The organism is Paenibacillus sp. TCA20 (genome assembly GCF_000732325.1).
GTDB classification, from domain to species: domain Bacteria; phylum Bacillota; class Bacilli; order Paenibacillales; family Paenibacillaceae; genus Paenibacillus; species Paenibacillus urinalis.
On sequence record NZ_BBIW01000005.1, the window covers coordinates 254,190 to 273,350 of the forward strand.

The 19,161-nt window shown below is 43.1% G+C and carries 20 protein-coding genes and 1 other annotated feature; of the genes, 6 read left to right on the forward strand and 14 right to left on the reverse strand.

The features are described 5' to 3' along the window. The first annotated feature begins 30 nt into the window (after positions 1 to 30). The gene (locus tag TCA2_RS12140) at positions 31 to 1,428 is read left to right on the forward strand and encodes an exosporium glycoprotein BclB-related protein (RefSeq protein WP_047911858.1); all 1,398 of its coding nucleotides are present in this window, start codon (positions 31 to 33) and stop codon (positions 1,426 to 1,428) included. Between the two features lie 157 nt (positions 1,429 to 1,585). On the opposite strand, the gene TCA2_RS12145 is transcribed toward TCA2_RS12140, so the two are convergent. After that, entirely contained in the window at positions 1,586 to 2,521 is a 936-nt protein-coding gene (locus tag TCA2_RS12145; protein ID WP_047911859.1) for an aldo/keto reductase, read from the reverse strand. A 219-nt stretch (positions 2,522 to 2,740) separates the two neighbouring features. On the opposite strand from TCA2_RS12145, the gene TCA2_RS12150 reads away from it, so the two are divergent. Beyond that, positions 2,741 to 3,349, forward strand: coding sequence for a TetR/AcrR family transcriptional regulator (locus TCA2_RS12150; protein WP_274359997.1), 609 nt, complete (start codon positions 2,741 to 2,743; stop codon positions 3,347 to 3,349). A gap of 128 nt (positions 3,350 to 3,477) precedes the next feature. On the opposite strand, the gene TCA2_RS12155 is transcribed toward TCA2_RS12150, so the two are convergent. From TCA2_RS12155 to sigZ, 4 genes are all read right to left on the reverse strand, one after another. Further along, positions 3,478 to 3,978: a GNAT family N-acetyltransferase gene (locus tag TCA2_RS12155; protein ID WP_047911860.1), complete on the reverse strand. Its 501-nt coding sequence runs from the start codon at positions 3,976 to 3,978 to the stop codon at positions 3,478 to 3,480. 89 nt (positions 3,979 to 4,067) lie between these two features. Continuing rightward, entirely contained in the window at positions 4,068 to 4,523 is a 456-nt protein-coding gene (locus TCA2_RS12160) for a DinB family protein (RefSeq protein ID WP_047911861.1), read from the reverse strand. A 30-nt stretch (positions 4,524 to 4,553) separates the two neighbouring features. Next, positions 4,554 to 5,177 (reverse strand): flavin reductase family protein, encoded by a 624-nt coding sequence (locus TCA2_RS12165; protein WP_047911862.1) that lies wholly within the window; start codon positions 5,175 to 5,177, stop codon positions 4,554 to 4,556. Positions 5,178 to 5,363: 186 nt separating this feature from the next. Beyond that, a complete protein-coding gene (gene sigZ, locus TCA2_RS12170; protein ID WP_047911863.1) occupies positions 5,364 to 5,921 on the reverse strand; it encodes an RNA polymerase sigma factor SigZ in 558 nt (185 codons plus the stop codon). Between the two features lie 107 nt (positions 5,922 to 6,028). Here sigZ and TCA2_RS12175 point away from each other — a divergent pair, with 107 nt between their 5' ends. Then, positions 6,029 to 6,685, forward strand: coding sequence for a ThuA domain-containing protein (locus TCA2_RS12175; RefSeq protein ID WP_047911864.1), 657 nt, complete (start codon positions 6,029 to 6,031; stop codon positions 6,683 to 6,685). A gap of 175 nt (positions 6,686 to 6,860) precedes the next feature. Here TCA2_RS12175 and TCA2_RS26935 read toward each other — a convergent pair whose 3' ends face one another. The 6 genes from TCA2_RS26935 to TCA2_RS12195 all read right to left on the reverse strand — a co-directional run bounded on the left by TCA2_RS26935 (position 6,861) and on the right by TCA2_RS12195 (position 11,677). After that, entirely contained in the window at positions 6,861 to 7,007 is a 147-nt protein-coding gene (locus tag TCA2_RS26935) for a winged helix-turn-helix transcriptional regulator (RefSeq protein WP_370510354.1), read from the reverse strand. A 78-nt stretch (positions 7,008 to 7,085) separates the two neighbouring features. Further along, positions 7,086 to 7,652, reverse strand: coding sequence for a YafY family protein (locus tag TCA2_RS12180; RefSeq protein ID WP_238546367.1), 567 nt, complete (start codon positions 7,650 to 7,652; stop codon positions 7,086 to 7,088). Beyond that, complete coding sequence (locus tag TCA2_RS27575) at positions 7,618 to 7,878, reverse strand: hypothetical protein (protein WP_238546368.1); 261 nt, start codon at positions 7,876 to 7,878, stop codon at positions 7,618 to 7,620. Before TCA2_RS27575 ends, TCA2_RS12180 begins: the two co-directional genes overlap by 35 nt. A 113-nt stretch (positions 7,879 to 7,991) precedes the next feature. After that, a complete protein-coding gene (locus TCA2_RS12185; protein ID WP_047911865.1) occupies positions 7,992 to 8,858 on the reverse strand; it encodes an NAD(P)-dependent oxidoreductase in 867 nt (288 codons plus the stop codon). Continuing rightward, positions 8,855 to 10,420 carry a 2-isopropylmalate synthase gene (locus TCA2_RS12190; RefSeq protein WP_047911866.1) on the reverse strand — a complete coding sequence of 522 codons (1,566 nt, stop codon included), beginning with the start codon at positions 10,418 to 10,420 and terminating at the stop codon, positions 8,855 to 8,857. Before TCA2_RS12190 ends, TCA2_RS12185 begins: the two co-directional genes overlap by 4 nt. Before the next feature lie 94 nt (positions 10,421 to 10,514). Beyond that, positions 10,515 to 10,749: a binding site (T-box leader), on the reverse strand. A 199-nt stretch (positions 10,750 to 10,948) separates the two neighbouring features. Continuing rightward, the gene (locus TCA2_RS12195; RefSeq protein WP_047911867.1) at positions 10,949 to 11,677 is read right to left on the reverse strand and encodes a hypothetical protein; all 729 of its coding nucleotides are present in this window, start codon (positions 11,675 to 11,677) and stop codon (positions 10,949 to 10,951) included. A 258-nt stretch (positions 11,678 to 11,935) separates the two neighbouring features. On the opposite strand from TCA2_RS12195, the gene TCA2_RS12200 reads away from it, so the two are divergent. Beyond that, positions 11,936 to 12,808: an AraC family transcriptional regulator gene (locus TCA2_RS12200; protein WP_238546369.1), complete on the forward strand. Its 873-nt coding sequence runs from the start codon at positions 11,936 to 11,938 to the stop codon at positions 12,806 to 12,808. A 26-nt stretch (positions 12,809 to 12,834) separates the two neighbouring features. Here the strand turns inward: TCA2_RS12200 and TCA2_RS12205 are convergent, their stop codons facing one another. After that, on the reverse strand, positions 12,835 to 14,847 hold the full coding sequence (locus TCA2_RS12205; protein WP_047911869.1) for a glycoside hydrolase family 2 protein: 2,013 nt from the start codon (positions 14,845 to 14,847) through the stop codon (positions 12,835 to 12,837). A gap of 223 nt (positions 14,848 to 15,070) precedes the next feature. Here TCA2_RS12205 and TCA2_RS12210 point away from each other — a divergent pair, with 223 nt between their 5' ends. Both TCA2_RS12210 and TCA2_RS12215 read left to right on the forward strand, forming a co-directional pair. Then, on the forward strand, positions 15,071 to 16,438 hold the full coding sequence (locus tag TCA2_RS12210; protein WP_047911870.1) for a PepSY domain-containing protein: 1,368 nt from the start codon (positions 15,071 to 15,073) through the stop codon (positions 16,436 to 16,438). Positions 16,439 to 16,460: 22 nt separating this feature from the next. Further along, positions 16,461 to 16,937, forward strand: a complete 477-nt coding sequence (locus tag TCA2_RS12215) for a FixH family protein (protein ID WP_047911871.1) — start codon at positions 16,461 to 16,463, stop codon at positions 16,935 to 16,937. A gap of 48 nt (positions 16,938 to 16,985) precedes the next feature. On the opposite strand, the gene blaI is transcribed toward TCA2_RS12215, so the two are convergent. Both blaI and TCA2_RS12225 read right to left on the reverse strand, forming a co-directional pair. Beyond that, entirely contained in the window at positions 16,986 to 17,372 is a 387-nt protein-coding gene (gene blaI, locus TCA2_RS12220) for a penicillinase repressor BlaI (protein ID WP_047911872.1), read from the reverse strand. Positions 17,373 to 17,391: 19 nt separating this feature from the next. Beyond that, entirely contained in the window at positions 17,392 to 19,161 is a 1,770-nt protein-coding gene (locus TCA2_RS12225) for a BlaR1 family beta-lactam sensor/signal transducer (RefSeq protein WP_047911873.1), read from the reverse strand.

A 19,161-nucleotide genomic window follows, 5' to 3' on the forward strand; every position in this document is an offset into this window, starting at 1 on the left:
CAAAATCTACTCAAAAGAGGAGATGTAACGATGAGCTTTTTATCAACAGGGCCGATAGAGAATAATGCTGTAAACGGCGTAAGACCGACTCAGTTAGTTACCATCAGCATTGATAACCGCAGCGATATAACAGCTTCATCTGTACTCATTCAAGGGTATTACATGGATGGTGGAATGAGGACTTTGTATGTCAGTGAGTCAATTAACATTGCACCAAATGAAGTAATGAACAATGACTATTTTGCTAATTTTGATGCGTTCGAGTTTACTTTTACTACAACTGCGACGCTGAATGATCCTATTCAAGTATCCGTATGGGGTAAGAGCAGTACAGGCTCTTTGGTAGCAGCCCATCGTTTGGTTTCTTCTGAATTGCTGGGTGAAATTCCAAGCATCGCTGGAGCTACTGGCGTAACTGGGGCTACCGGAGCTACGGGCTTACCTGGTGCAATGGGAGTAACCGGGCCCACTGGCTCGACAGGTGCAACAGGAGAAACGGGAGCTGCCGGATTACCAGGTTCAACGGGAGTAACCGGGCCCACTGGCTCGACAGGTGCAACAGGAGTAACTGGAGCTATCGGATTACCAGGTTCAACGGGAGTAACCGGGCCCACTGGCTCAACAGGTGCAACTGGAGAAACTGGAGCTGCCGGATTACCAGGTTCAACGGGGGCAACCGGGGCCATTGGCTCAACAGGTGCAACAGGAGAAACTGGAGCTGCGGGCTTACCTGGTGCAACAGGAGTAACCGGGGCCACTGGTTCAACAGGTGCAACTGGAGAAACTGGAGCTATCGGTTTAACTGGTGCAACGGGAGTTACTGGAGCTACCGGATTACCTGGTGCAACAGGGGTAACTGGAGCTACGGGCTTAGCAGGTGTAACGGGAGCCACGGGAGCGGCAGGTTCTGGATCAATCATTCCTTATGCATCAGGACTTCCAGCTGCATTGACTACTGTGTTAGGTGGACTATTGAATACCTCCAGCTTAGTTGGTTTTGGCAGCAGTTCTACAGGGGTAAGTGTTACCGGAGGGATTATTGATCTCACAGGCGCAGCAGGCACTTTGCTTAACTTTGCCTTCTCGGCACCCCGTGCAGGAACGATTACTTCACTGGCCGCTTATTTCAGTACAACAGCTGGACTTAGCTTGGTTGGATCTACAGTAACTATTACAGCACAATTATTCCGTTCGACTACACCTGATAACACCTTTACAGCTGTACCGGGTGCAGTGGTAACCTTGGCCCCACCACTGACCGGCGTCCTGGCACTGGGCACGATATCCAGCGGTTTAACTACAGGGCTGAGTATTCCTGTTACCGCCGGTGACCGACTGCTTATGGTTTTCTCAGCATCAGTCACTGCCGGAATTGATGTGGCTACAACTGTTGCGGGATATGCAAGTGGAGGTCTTACAATCACTTAACGGAATTTCACTTCTTTATATCAATCCAAAAAAAGGGACCCTCACCATCATGGTGAGAGGTCCTTATCTATTCTGTATACAATTGAAGCATGTCCTATCTTACTGCATTTTGTAGACAAAATCACCCTGAAACAGGTAATCATAAATATAATCCCGATCAATACCGCCCACCAAACGCAGTTGGGCTAACACCGTCAATTCGTTTTATGTCCTCTGTAGTAAGCTCAATTTCAATTGCCCCTACATTTTCTTCTAAATATGTTCGGCGCTTCGTACCTGGAATTGGTACGGCTCCCTTAGATATCGTCCAAGCGATCGCTAGTTGTGCAACTGAGCAATTCTTCTCTTGCGCGATTTCTTTAAGTTTGTCCACGATATCAACATTCTTTTGGAAGTTTTCACCTTGGAAGCGCGGTAAATATTGACGCATATCATCAGCTTTAAAATCTTCAAAGTTTCGAAGTTCACCTGTGATGAACCCTCTACTCAGAGGACTATAAGCCACAAATGTGATGCCCAGTTCTTTTACAGTAGGCAGAATTTCTTCTTCCACATCTCGACTCCATAAAGAATATTCCGTTTGAAGAGCAGAAATTGGATGCACCGAATGTGCTCGACGGATGTTAGCCGGATCTGCTTCTGAAAGTCCTAAATAGCGAACCTTGCCCGCTTTAACTAGATCAGCCATCGCACCTACTGTTTCTTCAATCGGAACGTTTGGATCGACACGATGTTGATAATACAAGTCGATGTAATCGAGATTGAGGCGTCTCAAACTTTCATCAATTGCTTTCTTTACGTAATCAGGGTGTCCTCCGATAAACTCCCAATTCGGTCCGAACGTAAACTTAGTAGCGACGATAGCTTGCTCTCTTCTACCTTTTAGTGCCTTTCCCAGTAGTTCCTCGTTATGTCCATTGCCATAAGTATCAGCTGTATCAAGAAGCGTTACACCTAGATCCAAGGCCCGATGAACAGTCTTAATTGACTCTTCGTCATTTATAGTCCCATAGGTACCCGGAGACATTCCCATCATACCCAGACCGATCGATGAAACGAAAAGATCACTGTTTCCAAGTTTCTGCGTTCTCATTTGAATTATCCTCTCTATGGATTAATTAATTTCGAGAAACAGCATATCACATTATTTTTACAAGGTAAACAAATTATATCTTTTTTGTCTACTTTGTATCTTAATTATATACATGGCTATAATTCAGGTTATAATAGAGTTGAGGGGGAATATAATCTGAACAACCATGTAAATAAGCCGGATAAGAAGTATCAAAATCGAGCTAAGTATATAACGAAGTTGCTCCCTTATTTGCGTAAGCATGGGCTTCAATCCGTTCGAATGGATGAAATAGCTAAATTAATGGAAATAAGCCGAGCAACTTTATATAAGTATTTTTCTACAAAAGAAGAGATTATCGGGTTCATAGTTGATGGTTTTATAGAATACATGAATGATTTAACATTTAATTCGATGGATTCAGAACAAAGTTACGGTGCTCGGTTTCAGCAAATGTTTGAACAATCTGTCTCTCTAATCGTATACTTCTCGGATGTCTTCATTAAAGAACTCGAAACTAGTTACCCAGATTGTTACGGTCGATTTGAGGTTGCTGTAAAGCAGCGTGAAGATAAAATATTAGCTTTTTACAAGGAAGGAATTCAAAAAGGGATTTTTAATGATTTGAACGGTAAACTTTTAATTATGCAGGATGAAATTTTGAGAGGAATGTTAGATATTAAATATCTAATGTTAAACCAACTAACTGTTCAACAAATTCTAAACGATTATTATCAGTTGAAGAAAATTCAACTGTTTAAAACTCATAAACTTTCATTAGTTGATGATGCCGCAATGATACCGAGAATTGAGCATCTAACTCAGAAAATTACCAAAAATCTTTTTTAATGTTAAAAAGGTCAAACCAATCAGTTATATACCTAATCGGCAATGGGTACAAGCTCTTCTCCTTGGTTTAAGACAAGAGCTTGTACCGACACATTAAAAAAGCAGTAATACCTGCCGAGTAAACGTAGTTAACGTAAGTTTGGTTGTTTGATGTTTTTACTTAAATATTGCACATCAAAGGGTAAGAATGGATATCTTTTTTTCTCATTACACTGATATCCATTTTGCTCATAGTATTTTTGTAATCTATCAAAACTCGCAACAATCGATAAATTGATAACCTTACATCCACTATTGAATAGTTCCGTTTCTGTCTTCTCCAATAAGCGTTTACCATAATCATTCCCGCGGAATCTTGGAAGAATAGCTAGTCTTTCAATATATCCGACTTCATCCACCATATACGAACCAATTGTTCCCATAGGCTCAGTATCTATAAATAAAATTTTCACATGCGTGTTAGCAATTCTATTTCTAGCCATTTCTTCAGTCTCGAATGCAACATAATCTGGGTAATCTGACTCGGATATGTTTAATAACTCAGCTTGTCGCTTAAAGGACTCTTGTATTAATAATGATATTATTTTGCCATCTTCAAATTTAGCTTTTACAATTTCTAATCTCCCCATCGCTTTTATCTCCTATTATTCTGAATGTAAGAAAATAACGATTTAACAAATTCACAATTAATGATTGGTTAATGAATAAATAGATCGTGCTAGAGCCTCACGAACGTGATGTAATCGACTTGGACAGGCTCAGCCGATTCACTCCGAAGTGCCCGGTTGATCTGTCCCCGGTGATATTGCCCATGCAAGAGAACCTGTAACAATATGTCCCGGACAGACGATCTGAATGGAATTCCCGCCTGGTTCGTATAGTTGATCATCTCGTCCAGCTCCGATTCCTCGAGACCTTCGATATAGACACGATATTGCTCGGCGTTTTCTTTGAACATTGTCCGGATTGCCGTAAGATCTTCCTCTTCTTCCCATAAGGAATACTGCGCACTGCCCTTTCCCTGTAATCGGGACAGCCAGACTTGCTCTGCGACCGCGACGTGACGAACCAGCTTCAGAAGGTCCTTTTCCTTCATTTCACTCTCCTCGAGCGCGTCCATTATTTGCTCATCTGCCCAGTACAGGTGATCCATCATGCACTTGATCGTCTTCATTCCAGTCTCCCCCTTTGCTATAATTCAAGCCTACTCTACAGATTCAGGTCCGAATACCGGTGCTAATTTTGATGCAGATCGTTGCTCGCCTAGACCGAAATATTCGCAGAAATTCATAATCATTGGATTCCATTTTGAAGGATCGACATAATTTGAGTTCGCATTCATTAGAAGCGAATCTTCGATATGAACTTTTTCAATATGCACTTCAATGGCGACAAGGGAACTAGGCTGCTCGAATGGATGTATCTTCACAAATTTGGCCTCCAGATGGACAGGGCATTCTTTCACACGTGGTGCTGAGACAAGTTGTGACGGAAGCGGGGTTAACTCTGCGACACCGAATTTATCCGCTTCATACGTATAACCCCTCAATGCTTTGGATTCGGGTACTGGAGTACGACCTGTTAATAGGGTGAGCCGATCAATCGAAGGAATCAAGTCAATGGAAGGGAGATTAAGTACACATTCGTGCTCACGGATCAAATTCTGAACGGTTTGAGACTTGCTGCTCATACCGAGCATACACGATTGATTGAGCCACCAGGCAGAGGACATCGGAGCAAGATTGGGCGTTCCGTCTTCATTCATCGTACTTATAAGCACGACTGAGGTGCCAAAGTAAAGAATTTTGGGTTCAATTACCGTATGCATAACAAGCTCACATCTCCTTTAAGATCTATTTTTTATTAATTTATCACACACCTTTAACGGGACATAGGAATACGGAGTAAGACAGCAAGATTTAGACATTGTATCCGGTCCATCAGTTAGATAATTATCTTATCGGAGGAGCCATCAAGTTCTTGTTTCTTTTACATAATAGCTGAGTATCAGACTTTATCTCTTCGTTCTTCTTGCCGGCACAGGTTCGTCCTTCACAACACGGTACTCGATAATATTGCCGTACCGATCGGTTTCAATTTCGCAGCAGCTGGTCATCATCGCCTTGATCATCTCACGGCCCCGCTGAACTCTTGATTTAGTCCCGGAATATGAGAGTTCTAGAAACTCACTAAGCTCTTTTTGAGGCATTCCCTTTAAGTCAGCTAACTCGACTGCTTCTCGGTATTTGTCAGGCATCTTCTGTAAGATGGACTTCATTCCCTCTATCGCCTCCCGGGCGCTATAGCAGGCTTCATCCTTTTCCGGCTCTGCCATGTCCGTCAGCTCCTCGGTCCTTCTATGCCTGCGGTAATAGTCCGCGATTCGGTTACGAGCGATCTGATAAATCCAAGCGCGACATTTTTCTTCGTCCTTAAGCTGCGCTAAGCCTTGAGAAGCCATGATGAATACGTCCTGTACGATGTCTTCAGCATCGTTATGCTCACGAATCCTCTTATGAACAAAGTGACGTATTTGCTCATGATAATCCATCCACAATGTCTCCAGCTCCATAATTATTCCTCCAAAAAAAAATCTCGCATAACTGCGTCTTTTTACGATGTTCTGCGACATCATTAGTGTATTTCAATTATTTAGACATGAAAAGGAGAGAAAACACAATGAACAAAAGAATCAATGCCCTTCTAATAGGTGATAACGGTGTGGATGTTTGGCATCCATTAGAGCCGGCTCGTCAGCAGCTTGTGCAGATCATCGGTGAATCCACTAATCTAACCGTTACGGAAGATTATGATTCCTTGAAGGAGCTGTCGAGAGATGAATTTGACGTCGTTATTTCCTATACGGACTGCTGGCTGAGGGATTTGACAACCGAACAAACCGCAGGGTTAATCACCTTCGTTGCAGGAGGGGGAGGCATACTGGTAATTCATAACGGGATCTCCCTTCAGCGGAGCTCTGAATTAGCACAGATGATAGGGGCGAAATTCATTACACATCCACCTTATCAGATTTTGAGCTACCACGGCATAGAACCGACACATCCTTTGCTTGAAGGAGTACCAGATTTTGTTATGGGGGAGGAGCCTTACGTCGTTGAGTTCGACCCCTTTGCTCCTGTGAAGGTATTTCTGGAATACGAATATCAAGGCCGTCGATACCCCGCTGCGTGGGAGAATGGTTTTGGATTGAGCAAAATCATCTACCTGCAGCCAGGTCATGACGCTCGCTCATTCGAGCCAGAGCCCTTCCGGCAATTGATCCGCAACAGTGTTGTGTATGCAGCAGGATGCCGGCCGGTTACGACGGCTACTTAATGGCTTAGAACCTTGTTCTCATTAAATATTCGTCATATTCATACACAAAAGGCAGTTGTCCTAGCTGCGCTGCCTTTTGTGTTATTATCTTAAAACGAGGCTATCGTAAGTAAGTGCATGAGCCAGTTTGCTTAAAGATATGGAACGGATATATATATCCGCTTCCCTATGTTATTCAATCGTTTTCCGGTTGTTTCGTAAATTCGATATGCGTGAAGCCCCATTTGCACATATCGTTTAACACCGAGCTTAGAGTTTTGCCATGATCGGATAACGAGTACTCAACCTTCGTGCTATCTGCTATATCCCATACAATTAACATAACTTTGTATCTCACAATAAATAAAACCTCCAAAATTAGCTATTCATTCTAGTAGCTTTTTTAGGAGGTTCTTCATTCTCATCGCTCATAGAGCTGAGCCATCATCTGAATTTGATGCTGTATGTTCGAAATTAATCCCGGGGGCTCCAGCACTTTTACCATATATCCGTAGCTTAAAATTTTCTGAATCGCTCGTTTCATTGATGAAAAATAGGTGGTTAATGACAAGGTTCCATCAGGATTTACAATCATTTGGTCGAAGCCGAATTCATCACGCACCCGGGTTTTTATCTCGGGTTGGAAAATGAGTACCACCTGCAATTTTTTGAAATCGACTCTGTGCATAAACTGCTCTTCAACATCTTGCAGCGTGAAGTCTCGTCTCACTAAATGTTCTGTTAAGATCTTCAGGTCTCCTATACGGGACAGTCGAAATACGCAGATGTCCATTCGAGTCAGGCAATAGCCGCACAAATACCAAGTATATCCCTTGAGAAAAAGACCCATCGGTTCCAGCTTGCGATTCGTCTCCGTACCTTTATTATCCAAGTATGTGAATGAAACATATTGACGATCTTTGATCGCCTGATGTATAGGGCCCATGTGCGCTTTATCGTTTGGTGCCGGCTTGAAATCGAGATCCACATAATGTTTTTTGCCCAGGCATTAACGCACCGATTCTTTCAATTAATCGATCGATTTCCAAATGATCCGTCGCGGAACGCACTCCGCGTAAGGCGGAGCAGATTGCTGAGAAATCTTCCAAAGATAATACCTGCTTTTCCAATCGGTAGCCCTGCATAATCTCATACCCGCCCTCCGATCCGGCGAAAGACACAATTGGGATACCCGCTTGATTAATTGCATCCATGTCACGATAGATCGTTCGCAGGGAAACCTCACGGCTATAAGGGATCTACTTAGAGGAGCAATTTCAATCCGTTACCAAAAAGAAAAGAATTCGTTTCCCCCGCTAGCACGATTTTAATACGATCGTGATCTCAAGCTCTGTGCAAATCCGGATCTCCATGTCGGGTATTTAGGAACCCAGCCATATTCATTTTTCGCTTTGGAGTTCGATGCCCCGCGCGCGCCCCTGTCGATTTTCGCTTGATATTCCGGGGAAGGGGCTTGCAGAGCATCAGCATAAACTGGCAGCCACTGTATTCCAGCAGCAGGCTCATTATCCACGATATTTACCGGGCCGCTAGGCCATTCTAATGCCAGCATAGCTGCATTTGCCGCATCCTCCACATGCAGGAAGGAAGTAATTCCGTCGGTTGCAGGGACCTGCCTTTGCAGCGCTTTTTCTGCCATAACTCCTTTTTTGTCGTACCAGGTTCCAGGTCCATAGAGCATTCCATACCGGAGAATTACGTGGCTCTGCACTTCAGCTACGGCCTCTTCAAGTGCAACAATACCATCAATAGTTGATTTCCGCGGCAAAGGTGCCTGAACATCCAAGGGAACCTCTTCCGAAGCAGGATGATCACCTGGCTCATAAGCCCAAGAGATGCTTTGTGCAATGAATCGGCTAACATTTGCAGCCTTGGCTGCATCCACCAAATTTCTGGTCCCTTCTATTCGTATCCTGGCATTCTCCTCGAGATCCCAATTGCTAAGCGAAGTAAGCTGATGAATGACAACATCGGGACGTTCTTCCACGATAACAGCTAGAATATCATTCCGTTCATATGCATCAACAATGACCGCTTTTGCCCCCATTGCTTGAATGAATGGCTTGCGCTCCGGTCTATGGGTCATTCCAATGACTTCATGTCCAGCCTGCACTAATCTGGGTAGAAGCAACCGTCCAATTACACCTGCAGCTCCAGCTACAAATATTTTCATAACATGACCTCACCGCTCGCGGAATCCTCTTGAGCGTATACCGTATCCAGCAGCGCAGCGTTTATTCCGTTCAAGAACGCCTGAGCGCTGGCTTTGATAATATCAGTATCCATCGCGCGGCCGGCATAGGTCTTGCCGCCATATTCAAGCTGAATGTTGACCCGTCCAACCGCTTCGGTGCCTCTAGAAATGCTGTTGATCTTATAGTGCTTCAAGCTGACGTCCAGCTCTGCCAGTGCTTTTATCCCGCGAAACAAAGCGTCGATGGGACCATCGCCGACGGCGCTGCCCCTCATTACCGAATCGCCTTTGCGCAGCGTGAATGCTGCGGTTGGACACTCATCGTTTGTTACGACTTGGAACGATAGCAGTTCAAAGAGCTGCCGGCTGCTTGCCGATTGCTCTCGATGCTCCGATACCAAATAGAACAGATCATGATCATATACTTCCTTCTTGGCGTCAGCCAATTCAAGAAAACGCTGAAACAGCTGCTCCAGCTCCTCGCCTTCACCGGGATCGAAGCCCAGCTGCTGCACCGCATGCTTGAATGCATGGCGGCCTGATCGAGCCGTTAATATCAACTCCATACTATCTGCCCCCACTTCTTCCGGCGACATGATCTCATATACCTGTTTATCCTTCAGCAAGCCATCCTGATGAATACCCGAGGAATGGGCGAAAGCATTCTCCCCGGTGATAGCCTTGTTTACTTGGACATCCAGTCCCGTCAAATAAGTCAACAGCCTCGACGTTCGCAGCAGCTCGGTGGTTTGGATGTTCGTGCCGCATTGGTAACGCGCTTCTCTAACCTTGAGTGCCATGACAACTTCTTCAAGCGAAGTATTGCCCGCCCGTTCGCCCAAGCCGTTGATCGTGCATTCGATTTTTCCTGCACCGTTCTTGATTGCACTTAGTGTATTGGCAGTTGCTAATCCCAAGTCATTATGGCAATGCACACTAAGTAAGACCTCAGGATTCAGATTCATAAGCCGCTCGTTCAGCTTGCGGATCAACTCGCCGAATTCATCCGGTTCCGCATATCCGACCGTATCCGGCACGTTAATGATCGTTGCTCCTGCCTTCACGACCGATTCGATCATCATCCACAAATATTCATAATCCGCTCTCGATGCGTCTTCGGTTGAATACTGTACCTGCGGCAGCAAGGTTTTGGCATAACGAACTGCGTCTACACCCATCTGCAGGACAGCTTCCTTGGAGCGGTTGAATTTCTTCTCCACATGAATATTCGAGGATCCCAGCACGATATGAATGAGCGGCTGCTGCGCGATGCGGATGCTCTCGTAGACGGCATCGATATCACTTTTTACTGCCCTGCCAAGTGCCGTGACCGACACGCTATCTCCCACCGTACGGGCAATTTCCCTCACCGCTTGAAAATCCCCTTGGGAAGATGCCGGAAATCCGGCTTCGATAATATCGACCTTCAGGCGCTTTAGCTGCTGTGCAAATTCAACCTTTTGCTGCATGTTCAATTTGGCCCCTGGCACTTGCTCACCGTCACGTAAAGTGGTGTCTAATACAATAATGTTACGCTTCATCAGTTGAGCTCCTCCTCTTAATCTAATGGAATATCTATATCAAGCGGGGTTGGCGAAACCCGGAATTTCGCCAACAAAAAAACCCCGTCTCTGCAATAGAGACGAGGTTGAACCCGCGGTACCACTCTAATTTCATTCCACTGGGGTGAAATGAACTCCTTCGATGGCCATCACCATCTATCCTTGTAACGGCGGAAACCCGGTTTCCCCTACATGTCAGGAAAACTGTTCATAGACGAGTTCAAAGCAATCGAACCTGCCGTTTCGCACCAACCAACGGCTCTCTGAAAGGTCTCATGGCTTCTACTAATTCTAATCAGCACATTTAAATGATTTGAAATTATTGGTAATTATATCTATAGGAATAACCTTTGTCAATTGTCAGTCTTCGATCGCTTGATAAACCATGGTCCAGAAGCATTCGCAAACTTATATTTTGCCAGAATATTATCCGGCTGTTCGCATCCCGAAAATGCTAAATCCAAAGTTTCATCGTACGCTAGTCTAGTCCGGCGTTTGTTAATATAGCTATGTATCCGTTTCTAAGATGAATTGTTTATTATCTAAATCCAAGGTAAATGTGAATTTTTTAATTTCAGACTCTTGATTCTCTCCTTCATTATTTCTAGTCATTACAACCAATTTTTCGCTTTCATTTTGCGGGAAGTGATCTACTGCGTAATTAATGGCTTCTCTTACATTTTTGCCGTAATTAAAAGTAATGGGAAATGCTTCTCCATTTTCTTTATTAATTCCAAATACATATGAATTCGTTCCCCTCGTTGCCATGTACTCAGGAGTTAATAAGTATACCTCTGCCTTCTCAAAAGGAATTACATCAAACGTGATTGGCTCATCAGATTTCTGTACAAAGATAAGATCTTTAAATTCTTTAATCACTTGTGCAGAGCCGTCGGTACTTAGCACAACATTGTACTTCCCTCTAAAGGTAACATCTCCTTCAGCTCCAAAAACACTCGGCGTTGTTATATGGCCGACTTCTTCTGTGCCTGTTGAAACAACGGAAAGAACTCCGTGATCTGTGTTAATTTGGGCTCGAACTGAGAGTTCTTCTTGAACTGTGTCAAGTTCAATACTATATCCATTATCGGGAAACTGGGATTTCAATTCACTTGATATATCAGTCTCCATTGATGGAGTATATTCTTGAAATTCACTTCCTTGAGTAACAGGAGCTGTCGGCTCATTGTATCCACATGCCGCCAATATGGCACCACATAGAATTAAATTACTCATTAACATAATAGGCTTTTTCAGTTTTATATCCCTTCTTTCAAGTTCGTTATCAATACAGGATTGCCTTCGTAGTATAAACGAAATAATATGATTAAATGTTTGATCAAAAATGAGATGCCAATCCACCACAAGTTATGGCTAAACAAGTTGGTGCCTTGTTGGAGAGAAGCTTATAAGTTACTGATTTCTACAATTCCATGATAATATTTAATAATATTCTTAGAGAAGAGGATGTATATGTTCGAGGCGGACCGGAAATTGAAGTCAGATGGATTTGAAGAGGAAAAGATTTTTATACAACCCGAATTTGTGCTCAAAGAATTACAAAATAATGCATTAACACGTCACTTCCATATAAGTGATATCGGCTTTTTTCCTGCTGCAAAATTTCATTACAGACAAAGACCCAAAGGATCTCAATCTCATATCCTCATCTATTGTGTCAAAGGAGAAGGCTGGGTGGAAACCAATAAATCCGTACCAGTTCAACCCAGACAACTTATCGTTATTCCAGCGGACACCCCGCATCGATATGGTGCATCTCATGAAAATCCTTGGACCATTTATTGGATGCACCTTACAGGGACAGACGCAGAATCTCTTATTCGAGCTTATTCTTTAGATGCGGGGCCCCTCCCTTTTACATTAAACTTGCATTCTAGGTGGGTCGATGACTTTGAACAATGTTACGACATGTTATCAGATAAACCGTATGCCATGAACAATCAGATTTATGTATCCCAGTGTATCCGCCATTTAATTAGTCACGTAGGATTTAGTTTAATGCATACACTTCAGGATAATAAAAGTGAACGCTATTTGGAACAAGCTGTGCAATTCATGACGGATCGTATGACAGAGTCTCTGACGCTTCCGGAATTAGCACGTCATTTAGGCTTATCTAAACAACATTTGATTTACTTGTTCAACAAGGAAACTGGCGTGCCTCCAATTGAGTTCTATCTCAGACTCAAGATGCAGCGAGCTGGACAAATGTTATCCTTATCGGATAAAAGCGTGAAGGAAATAGCCGGAGCTGTCGGTATAAAGGACCCCTATTATTTCTCAAGATTGTTCAAAAAAATAATGGGATGCTCGCCGACCGAATATCGGAGCATCCCAAAAGGTTGATAATTGTAAGTAGTTAAGAGACCGAATTACTGAACCAAATGGTGATCTGTAAAATGTCCCGTATACTTGGTCAATGGACCGCTTGTTACCGAGAATCCGGTCGGTCTCTGAACATCCAGTATGATTTCTTCCATGTCGATATGAGGTACATCCATAAAATGTAACACGCATTGCTCACCAGGCTCTAATTGTGGTATATCTTTTTCGTAACAGTTACCAAATGGATCAGTAAGCTTTATGGTATATCCGGATATTCTGTAAGACGGAATGTCATTTGCAGTATCTATAATTACTGCCATACTTCCTTCTTTATTGTACAAATTTATGGATACATGGATCGGTGAAGCCAACTGACGTAAGGTTTCATATGATGGCTTAGGCGTACCGTCCAAATACATGGAACCGTGTACACGTTGTCGCAGCATGCCTTCACCAGCTTCGCCCATCTGTGTTCGATAATCATTCAGACTAAAGTATATCAGTGCTGCAATACCAGAATGCTTCCGGTATTCTATCGTGTTCTCTATTAGAATTTCCTGACGTCGTTCGTCTCCTCCCGCATAAGCTGGTTCACATAGTCCATATTCTGCTACAATTACAGGTTTATTCTTATATGCTTCTGTAATGGCTTCGATTACAGCAGGTCGATCTAGATCTCCATGCCAAGTCCCAATATAATCGTTCCACATAATAACATCACCTACACCCGTGGTGTCAGTAGAGGGATCCTCATGTACCGTATTGGAAACGTAGTTAATAAATCGGGTGTCATCTAAACCGCGAACAAGCGCCTTCAATTTTTCAAAATAACGAACTGTGATGGGAGATTGTCCATTTATCTCGTTACCCAGTCCCCATGCATAAATACATGGATGATGATAGTGTCGATTAATCATTTCACGGGCATGCTGCATAGACGTCTGAAGCCATTCATCGTCTGGATCATACGGCGTTTGCCAATGCGGAATCTCTTCCTGTACCAATAGACCATTACGGTCACAGCATTCTAGTAGCTTGCTATCTTGCTGCCAATGAAAACGGGTTATTACGCAATTTGCTTCTTTCATATGTCGGAGCATTTCCTCAAGCTCGTTAAGCGTTTCGGCCATGCCTCGATCCGGGTGAGATCCCGGCATCCATTCAACCCCCATAAGTCGGACTGGCTCTCGATTGAGTAGTAATGTATTGCCATCTGACTGAATTTCTCTGAAGCCAACCTCTATGGATTCCTCATCGGAAAGCTCATCATCCAAGTACAAAGCAAGATTAACCTTATACAAATGAGGATGATCAAAATGCCACAGCTTGGGACCCTCCACCTTTAAATTTTCAAAGCGTAATATGCCTGCATTGCTGGTTAATTCCCATGTTTCTGAAATTGTGGAGCCCTCTTCACTGGTTACTGTTACCTTAAGTCCAAAAGTGCTGTTGTTCGACTCACTCTGTTCTTCTTCCCATAAACGAATCTCTCCTGATATTAAACCGTAAGAGCAGCTACGCCCGTTTGCTTCATCACTAATTACAGGAACGGCCTGTATTTTGCTGTAATCCATTGCTCTGCGTCCGCTAACAATAAGGGATACTCCACGAATTATTCCGCCATCATCCGCCCAATCAAAGCTGTTGCCTACGGGAAGGGCTGTCTGACTATTTTCATTATTTGCCGATACAACGATCCTGTTGTTTTCTCCATAGGAGACAGCATTTGAGATATCTAATACAAATGAGGTGTAACCAGAATTGATATGTACCCCCACCTTTTGCCCATTTACCCATACAGCCGCATCACGATAAACCGCGTCAAATTGCAAACGAATTAATTTGTTCTCCCATTCAGGTGGAGCATAAAAGCTACAACTGTACCACCCTGTACCCCGAAACTCCTGCAGTCCGTCTTGAACATTCCACGTATGTGGAATCATGACGTTCTCTCCTTGAGGCGGGCCGCCTTCATGCCATTTTAGTTCCTCTCCCTCGTTCTTTAAATCTGCCTGAAAGATCCATGATTCTTCCAATGGGATACGTAATCTGGCGCTCATCCAAATTCCTCTCTTTCTCGTAATTTGTGCTTTATTATATAGAAGCTAAGCGCTCATAGCCATTCAACATCCTCTGATTACATGGACAATATTCTTAATTTTATCTGATTCACGATTTAAACATACTTCCTGAATAGCCCATTGGAGTCATACTCTCAGCTTATCAATTCAACTATAATAGCTTGAGTTAAGTTAAAAATTATATAGGGACAGGAGCAACTTAATGAAAGGCAGCGTTAAACAAGCAATAGTGACAGGTAAGCAAAAAAACGCATCCATTTACCAAACCTTATGGAGATGGCATTTATATGCAGGACTCTTCTTCGCCCCATTTATTTTTATCTTAGCAGTTACAGGATCTGTATATTTATTCAAACCTCAAATGGAACAATGGATGTATCGTGATTTATACGTTGTAAATGATGAAGGCAGCAAGCTCCCTCCTTCCTTACTCATTGAGAAAGTGATGAGCAACTATCCAGATGCAAGGGTCGTAAAATACCGTCCTGGCGAGGAAGCGACACGATCTGCCGAAGTAAAAATCAACCAAAACAATGAAACGTATACCGTGTTTGTGGATCCTTACTCTGCTGAAATTATAGGAGATATGAATGATAAAAGCAGACTAATGGATCGGATCGAAGAATTTCACGGTGAGTTGATGCTAGGCACGACAGGGGATCGTATTGTTGAATTAGCAGCATGCTGGGCATTGATTTTAGTATTCACAGGGCTTTACCTATGGTTCCCTAGAGATAAGAGTAAATGGAGAGGTATACTCATCCCCCGATTTAAGACCACAAGAAAAACATTATTAAGGGATTTACATGCTGTTCCCGCCTTCTGGATATCGGCGGCGATGATTTTTCTTATCATTACAGGTCTCTTATGGTCTGGATTTTGGGGGACCAAAGTGCAGACCATTGCGACAAATACAGGAGTCGGATATCCGCCGTCCATCTGGGTTGGAAATGCTCCTTCAAGTGGGCTAAAAACTAAAGATATCGCAGATGTTCCATGGGCTGCTGAGAATCTAGATGTTCCTGCATCAACGGTAAAAGAAGTCCAGCTATCCATAGATCAAGTTGTAAGTATCGCTAGTAACCTTGAGATTTATCCGACTTATGAAGTCATTTTTCCAAAAACACCTGAAGGTGTATATACTTTATCGGTTTTTCCACCTAAGGCTCGAGATGAAGCAACGGTTCATATTGATCAGTACAGCGGTGCAGTCCTTGCTGATTATCGGTATGAAAACTATGAGCCCATTGGCAAATTAATGGCCTGGGGAATTACGCTCCATAAAGGGTTAGAATTCGGTTTATTAAACCAAATTATAGGGCTTGTTGTATGTATAGGCATTGCAGGTATTGTATTTACTGGCTTTTTGATGTGGTGGAAGCGTAAACCTAACGGTAAGATGGGCGCTCCCCGTTCCGTAAGTCCAGGCAAGATTAAAGGACTGCTCATCATTCTTGCAGTGTTCGGGATTCTTTTTCCATTAGTAGGTGTGTCACTCATCGTTGTTGGTCTTATTGATTTCTTTATCATTAAAAGGGTTCCTGTGCTTAAAAAGTTCTTTAACGCGTAATTCAAAGAATAGGCGGTATATAATGAAGAAAAAGTCGTCCTTAATCTACTCTTATATCCTATTGACCTTGTTACTATCAGCTTGTACATCGGTAGATGCAGATGCAGCTCAGAAGTATAAGCAAGAAAATGTGCTCAGAGCGGAAATTACCGTTCCAGAATCAATCCAGATAGGTGTACCCCAGTCCTATGTTGCTAAACTTGTTCAGAGAGACATCAATGTAGATAATCCTGATGTAATTCAGTTTCATATATGGAGTTCTGACGACAGGGAGGAGCCATTTCATGAAACAATCGAACCGATCCATAGCAATAATGGGATGTTTACAGCCGATATCGTCTTACCACAGGATGGTATATATTACTTTCAAGTGATGGCCTCTTCTCAAGGTTCTGAAGTCATGCCTACTGTGCAGCTCATCGTGGGAGATGTCGAAGTGCCCGAAGCGGAACAGAATAACTCGACCAGCGGCACTAACAACAGCGGTGAGCATCATTAGTTCAAAAGTAAAGCACAAAGAGCCGCTTCTACGCGGCTTTGTGTGCTCTTATTTCTTTTTATCCGTTTTCTCGTTCAATAAGCTGCGCAGCTCCTTAATCTCCTCGTCTGATACAGCATTGTCTTCAAAAAAATGAACAAGCATTGATTTCATTGTACCGCCGTATATTCGTTTAACGAAGGACTGCGTCTCTGCCTGCTGACATTCATACTGAGAGAATAATGGTGCAAACGTATATACTTTTGTATCCTGATTAATGGATACTGCCTGCTTTTTGACCAGCCGGTCCAGCAGTGTTCGGATTGTTTTGGGCTTCCAGTCTGTTCGCTGCTGCAAGGCATCGATGACTTCGCCAGCTGTTCTTGGAGCCCTTTCCCATAGTACTGTCATGACTTCCCACTCGGATTCCGATATTTTTGGTACCTGTTTCGTCAACGATGTCACATCCTTCTAACTAATATATCCCTTTGTCTTCTAATATCCGTAACGTTATTTGTGAGGCTGTACTGCCGTTTGAACGACCATGATCCTGGATATTGGTTGCAAAAAAGTAGCAGTTGTCCTCATCCTCAACATAACCAATAAACCAGCCATTCGTATTCTTCTGATTAACCGTGCCTGTTCCTGTCTTACCGAATAGCGCCTTATCGCCCTTATCTTCTATGTGAATCGCTTTCTTAACTGCCTGAGCATGCTTGCGGTCAAAACCGAGCTGATTTGTATACATCGCATGCAGCAGCTTAACCTGCTCAACCGCTGATATTTTAAGTGAAGATTCCAGCCAGTAAGGCTCAGAATTGCCAGAAATATTAGTATTTCCATATTGGATAAGATTCAAATAGTGTTGTATCTCACTGCGTTTGATTCTGGACTCCATGTTCTCAAAATACCAGTTCACTGAATCCTGCAGAGCAGTATGCATCGTTTGGTCTCTGTTCCATTCGGTATATGGGTACTTGTGACCGTTCCATGCTATTCTCGTATCCTGCTCTGAAATAGCTTTTGTTTCAAGGCCAATCAAGGCGCTGTATATCTTGTAAGTAGAGTCAGGCGATACCCTCCTTGTGCTGTGATCCTTGTTATAGATCTGATACTCATCTTGCTGCATATCATATAGTACAAACGTTCCTTCATATCCGGAAAAATAACGGCTTAAATCCTCATAAACAGGCTCGGCCTCTTTAAATGAATAACGGGAATCATCATACTCAACAGCCGAAACAAGAGGAAGCTGACACAATATAAATACGACGGTAAAAATGACAATAGCAATGCTAATTCTTTGGTTGCTTCTGGATTCTGCTGCGAAATTGGCAATCTTCTCGATCCTTTGCTTCAGCTGGCTTTTTGGACTGACTAGCTGATTGGCTAGATTCAGGTAAGGAGATTTAGACCCCCGCTCGGCAAAACGGAGGATGGTAAGTCCATAGCCAGTATGCTGCTCTTCATCCAGCAATTTGAGTACCGCTTGATCGCAGGCAATTTCACGATCCAATCTCATCTTTCTGAAGGCCAGCCAGATAAGCGGGTTGAACCAGTATAGCATCTGGAATACAACAAACAGATAATTGGTAAGGTAATCCTTGCTTCTTAAATGATGCAGTTCATGCAAGATAATATATTTCACTTCAGCTTCGGTCAGCCATTCGGTAAATCCGGATGGAAACACAAGACAAGGCTTAAAGAACCCGGTTAATATCGGTGACTGTACGAGTGGCGATTCCAGAATGCGCAATTCATTTGTTAAGTAAAGCTTTCTTTTGCAGTGCTCCAGTATATTCAAGATTTCCCGATTGACAACTCGCTCAGACAACGTGGTTACACGTCTTATATTGATCCAGGAAATGAAAAAAACGAAGGCTAGAATCAGGATTCCACTAGCCCAAATGCAAATCACTACTGTCTGAAATAAATCAGGTGCGAAACGACCCACAGATACCGTAAAGTCCTGAAGTAAATTTGCATTGGAGGATACATAGAGCGGTTCTTGAGCTGCTTCATCGCTGTGATTTGCAGATAAAGCACCGCCGAATTCATTAAAGAATGTTCCGGAACTTAATAATGAACTTGGTATAAAAGGAATAACTAACGCAGCTAACAACAGAAACCATAGATAGTAGTTCCACTTCGTCGTAAGCTGACGGTGAAACATGAATTTTAACAGCAGAATTCCGCCAGCTGATATGGAAGAAACTATACAAGCGACAGTAAAAATGGCAAACAA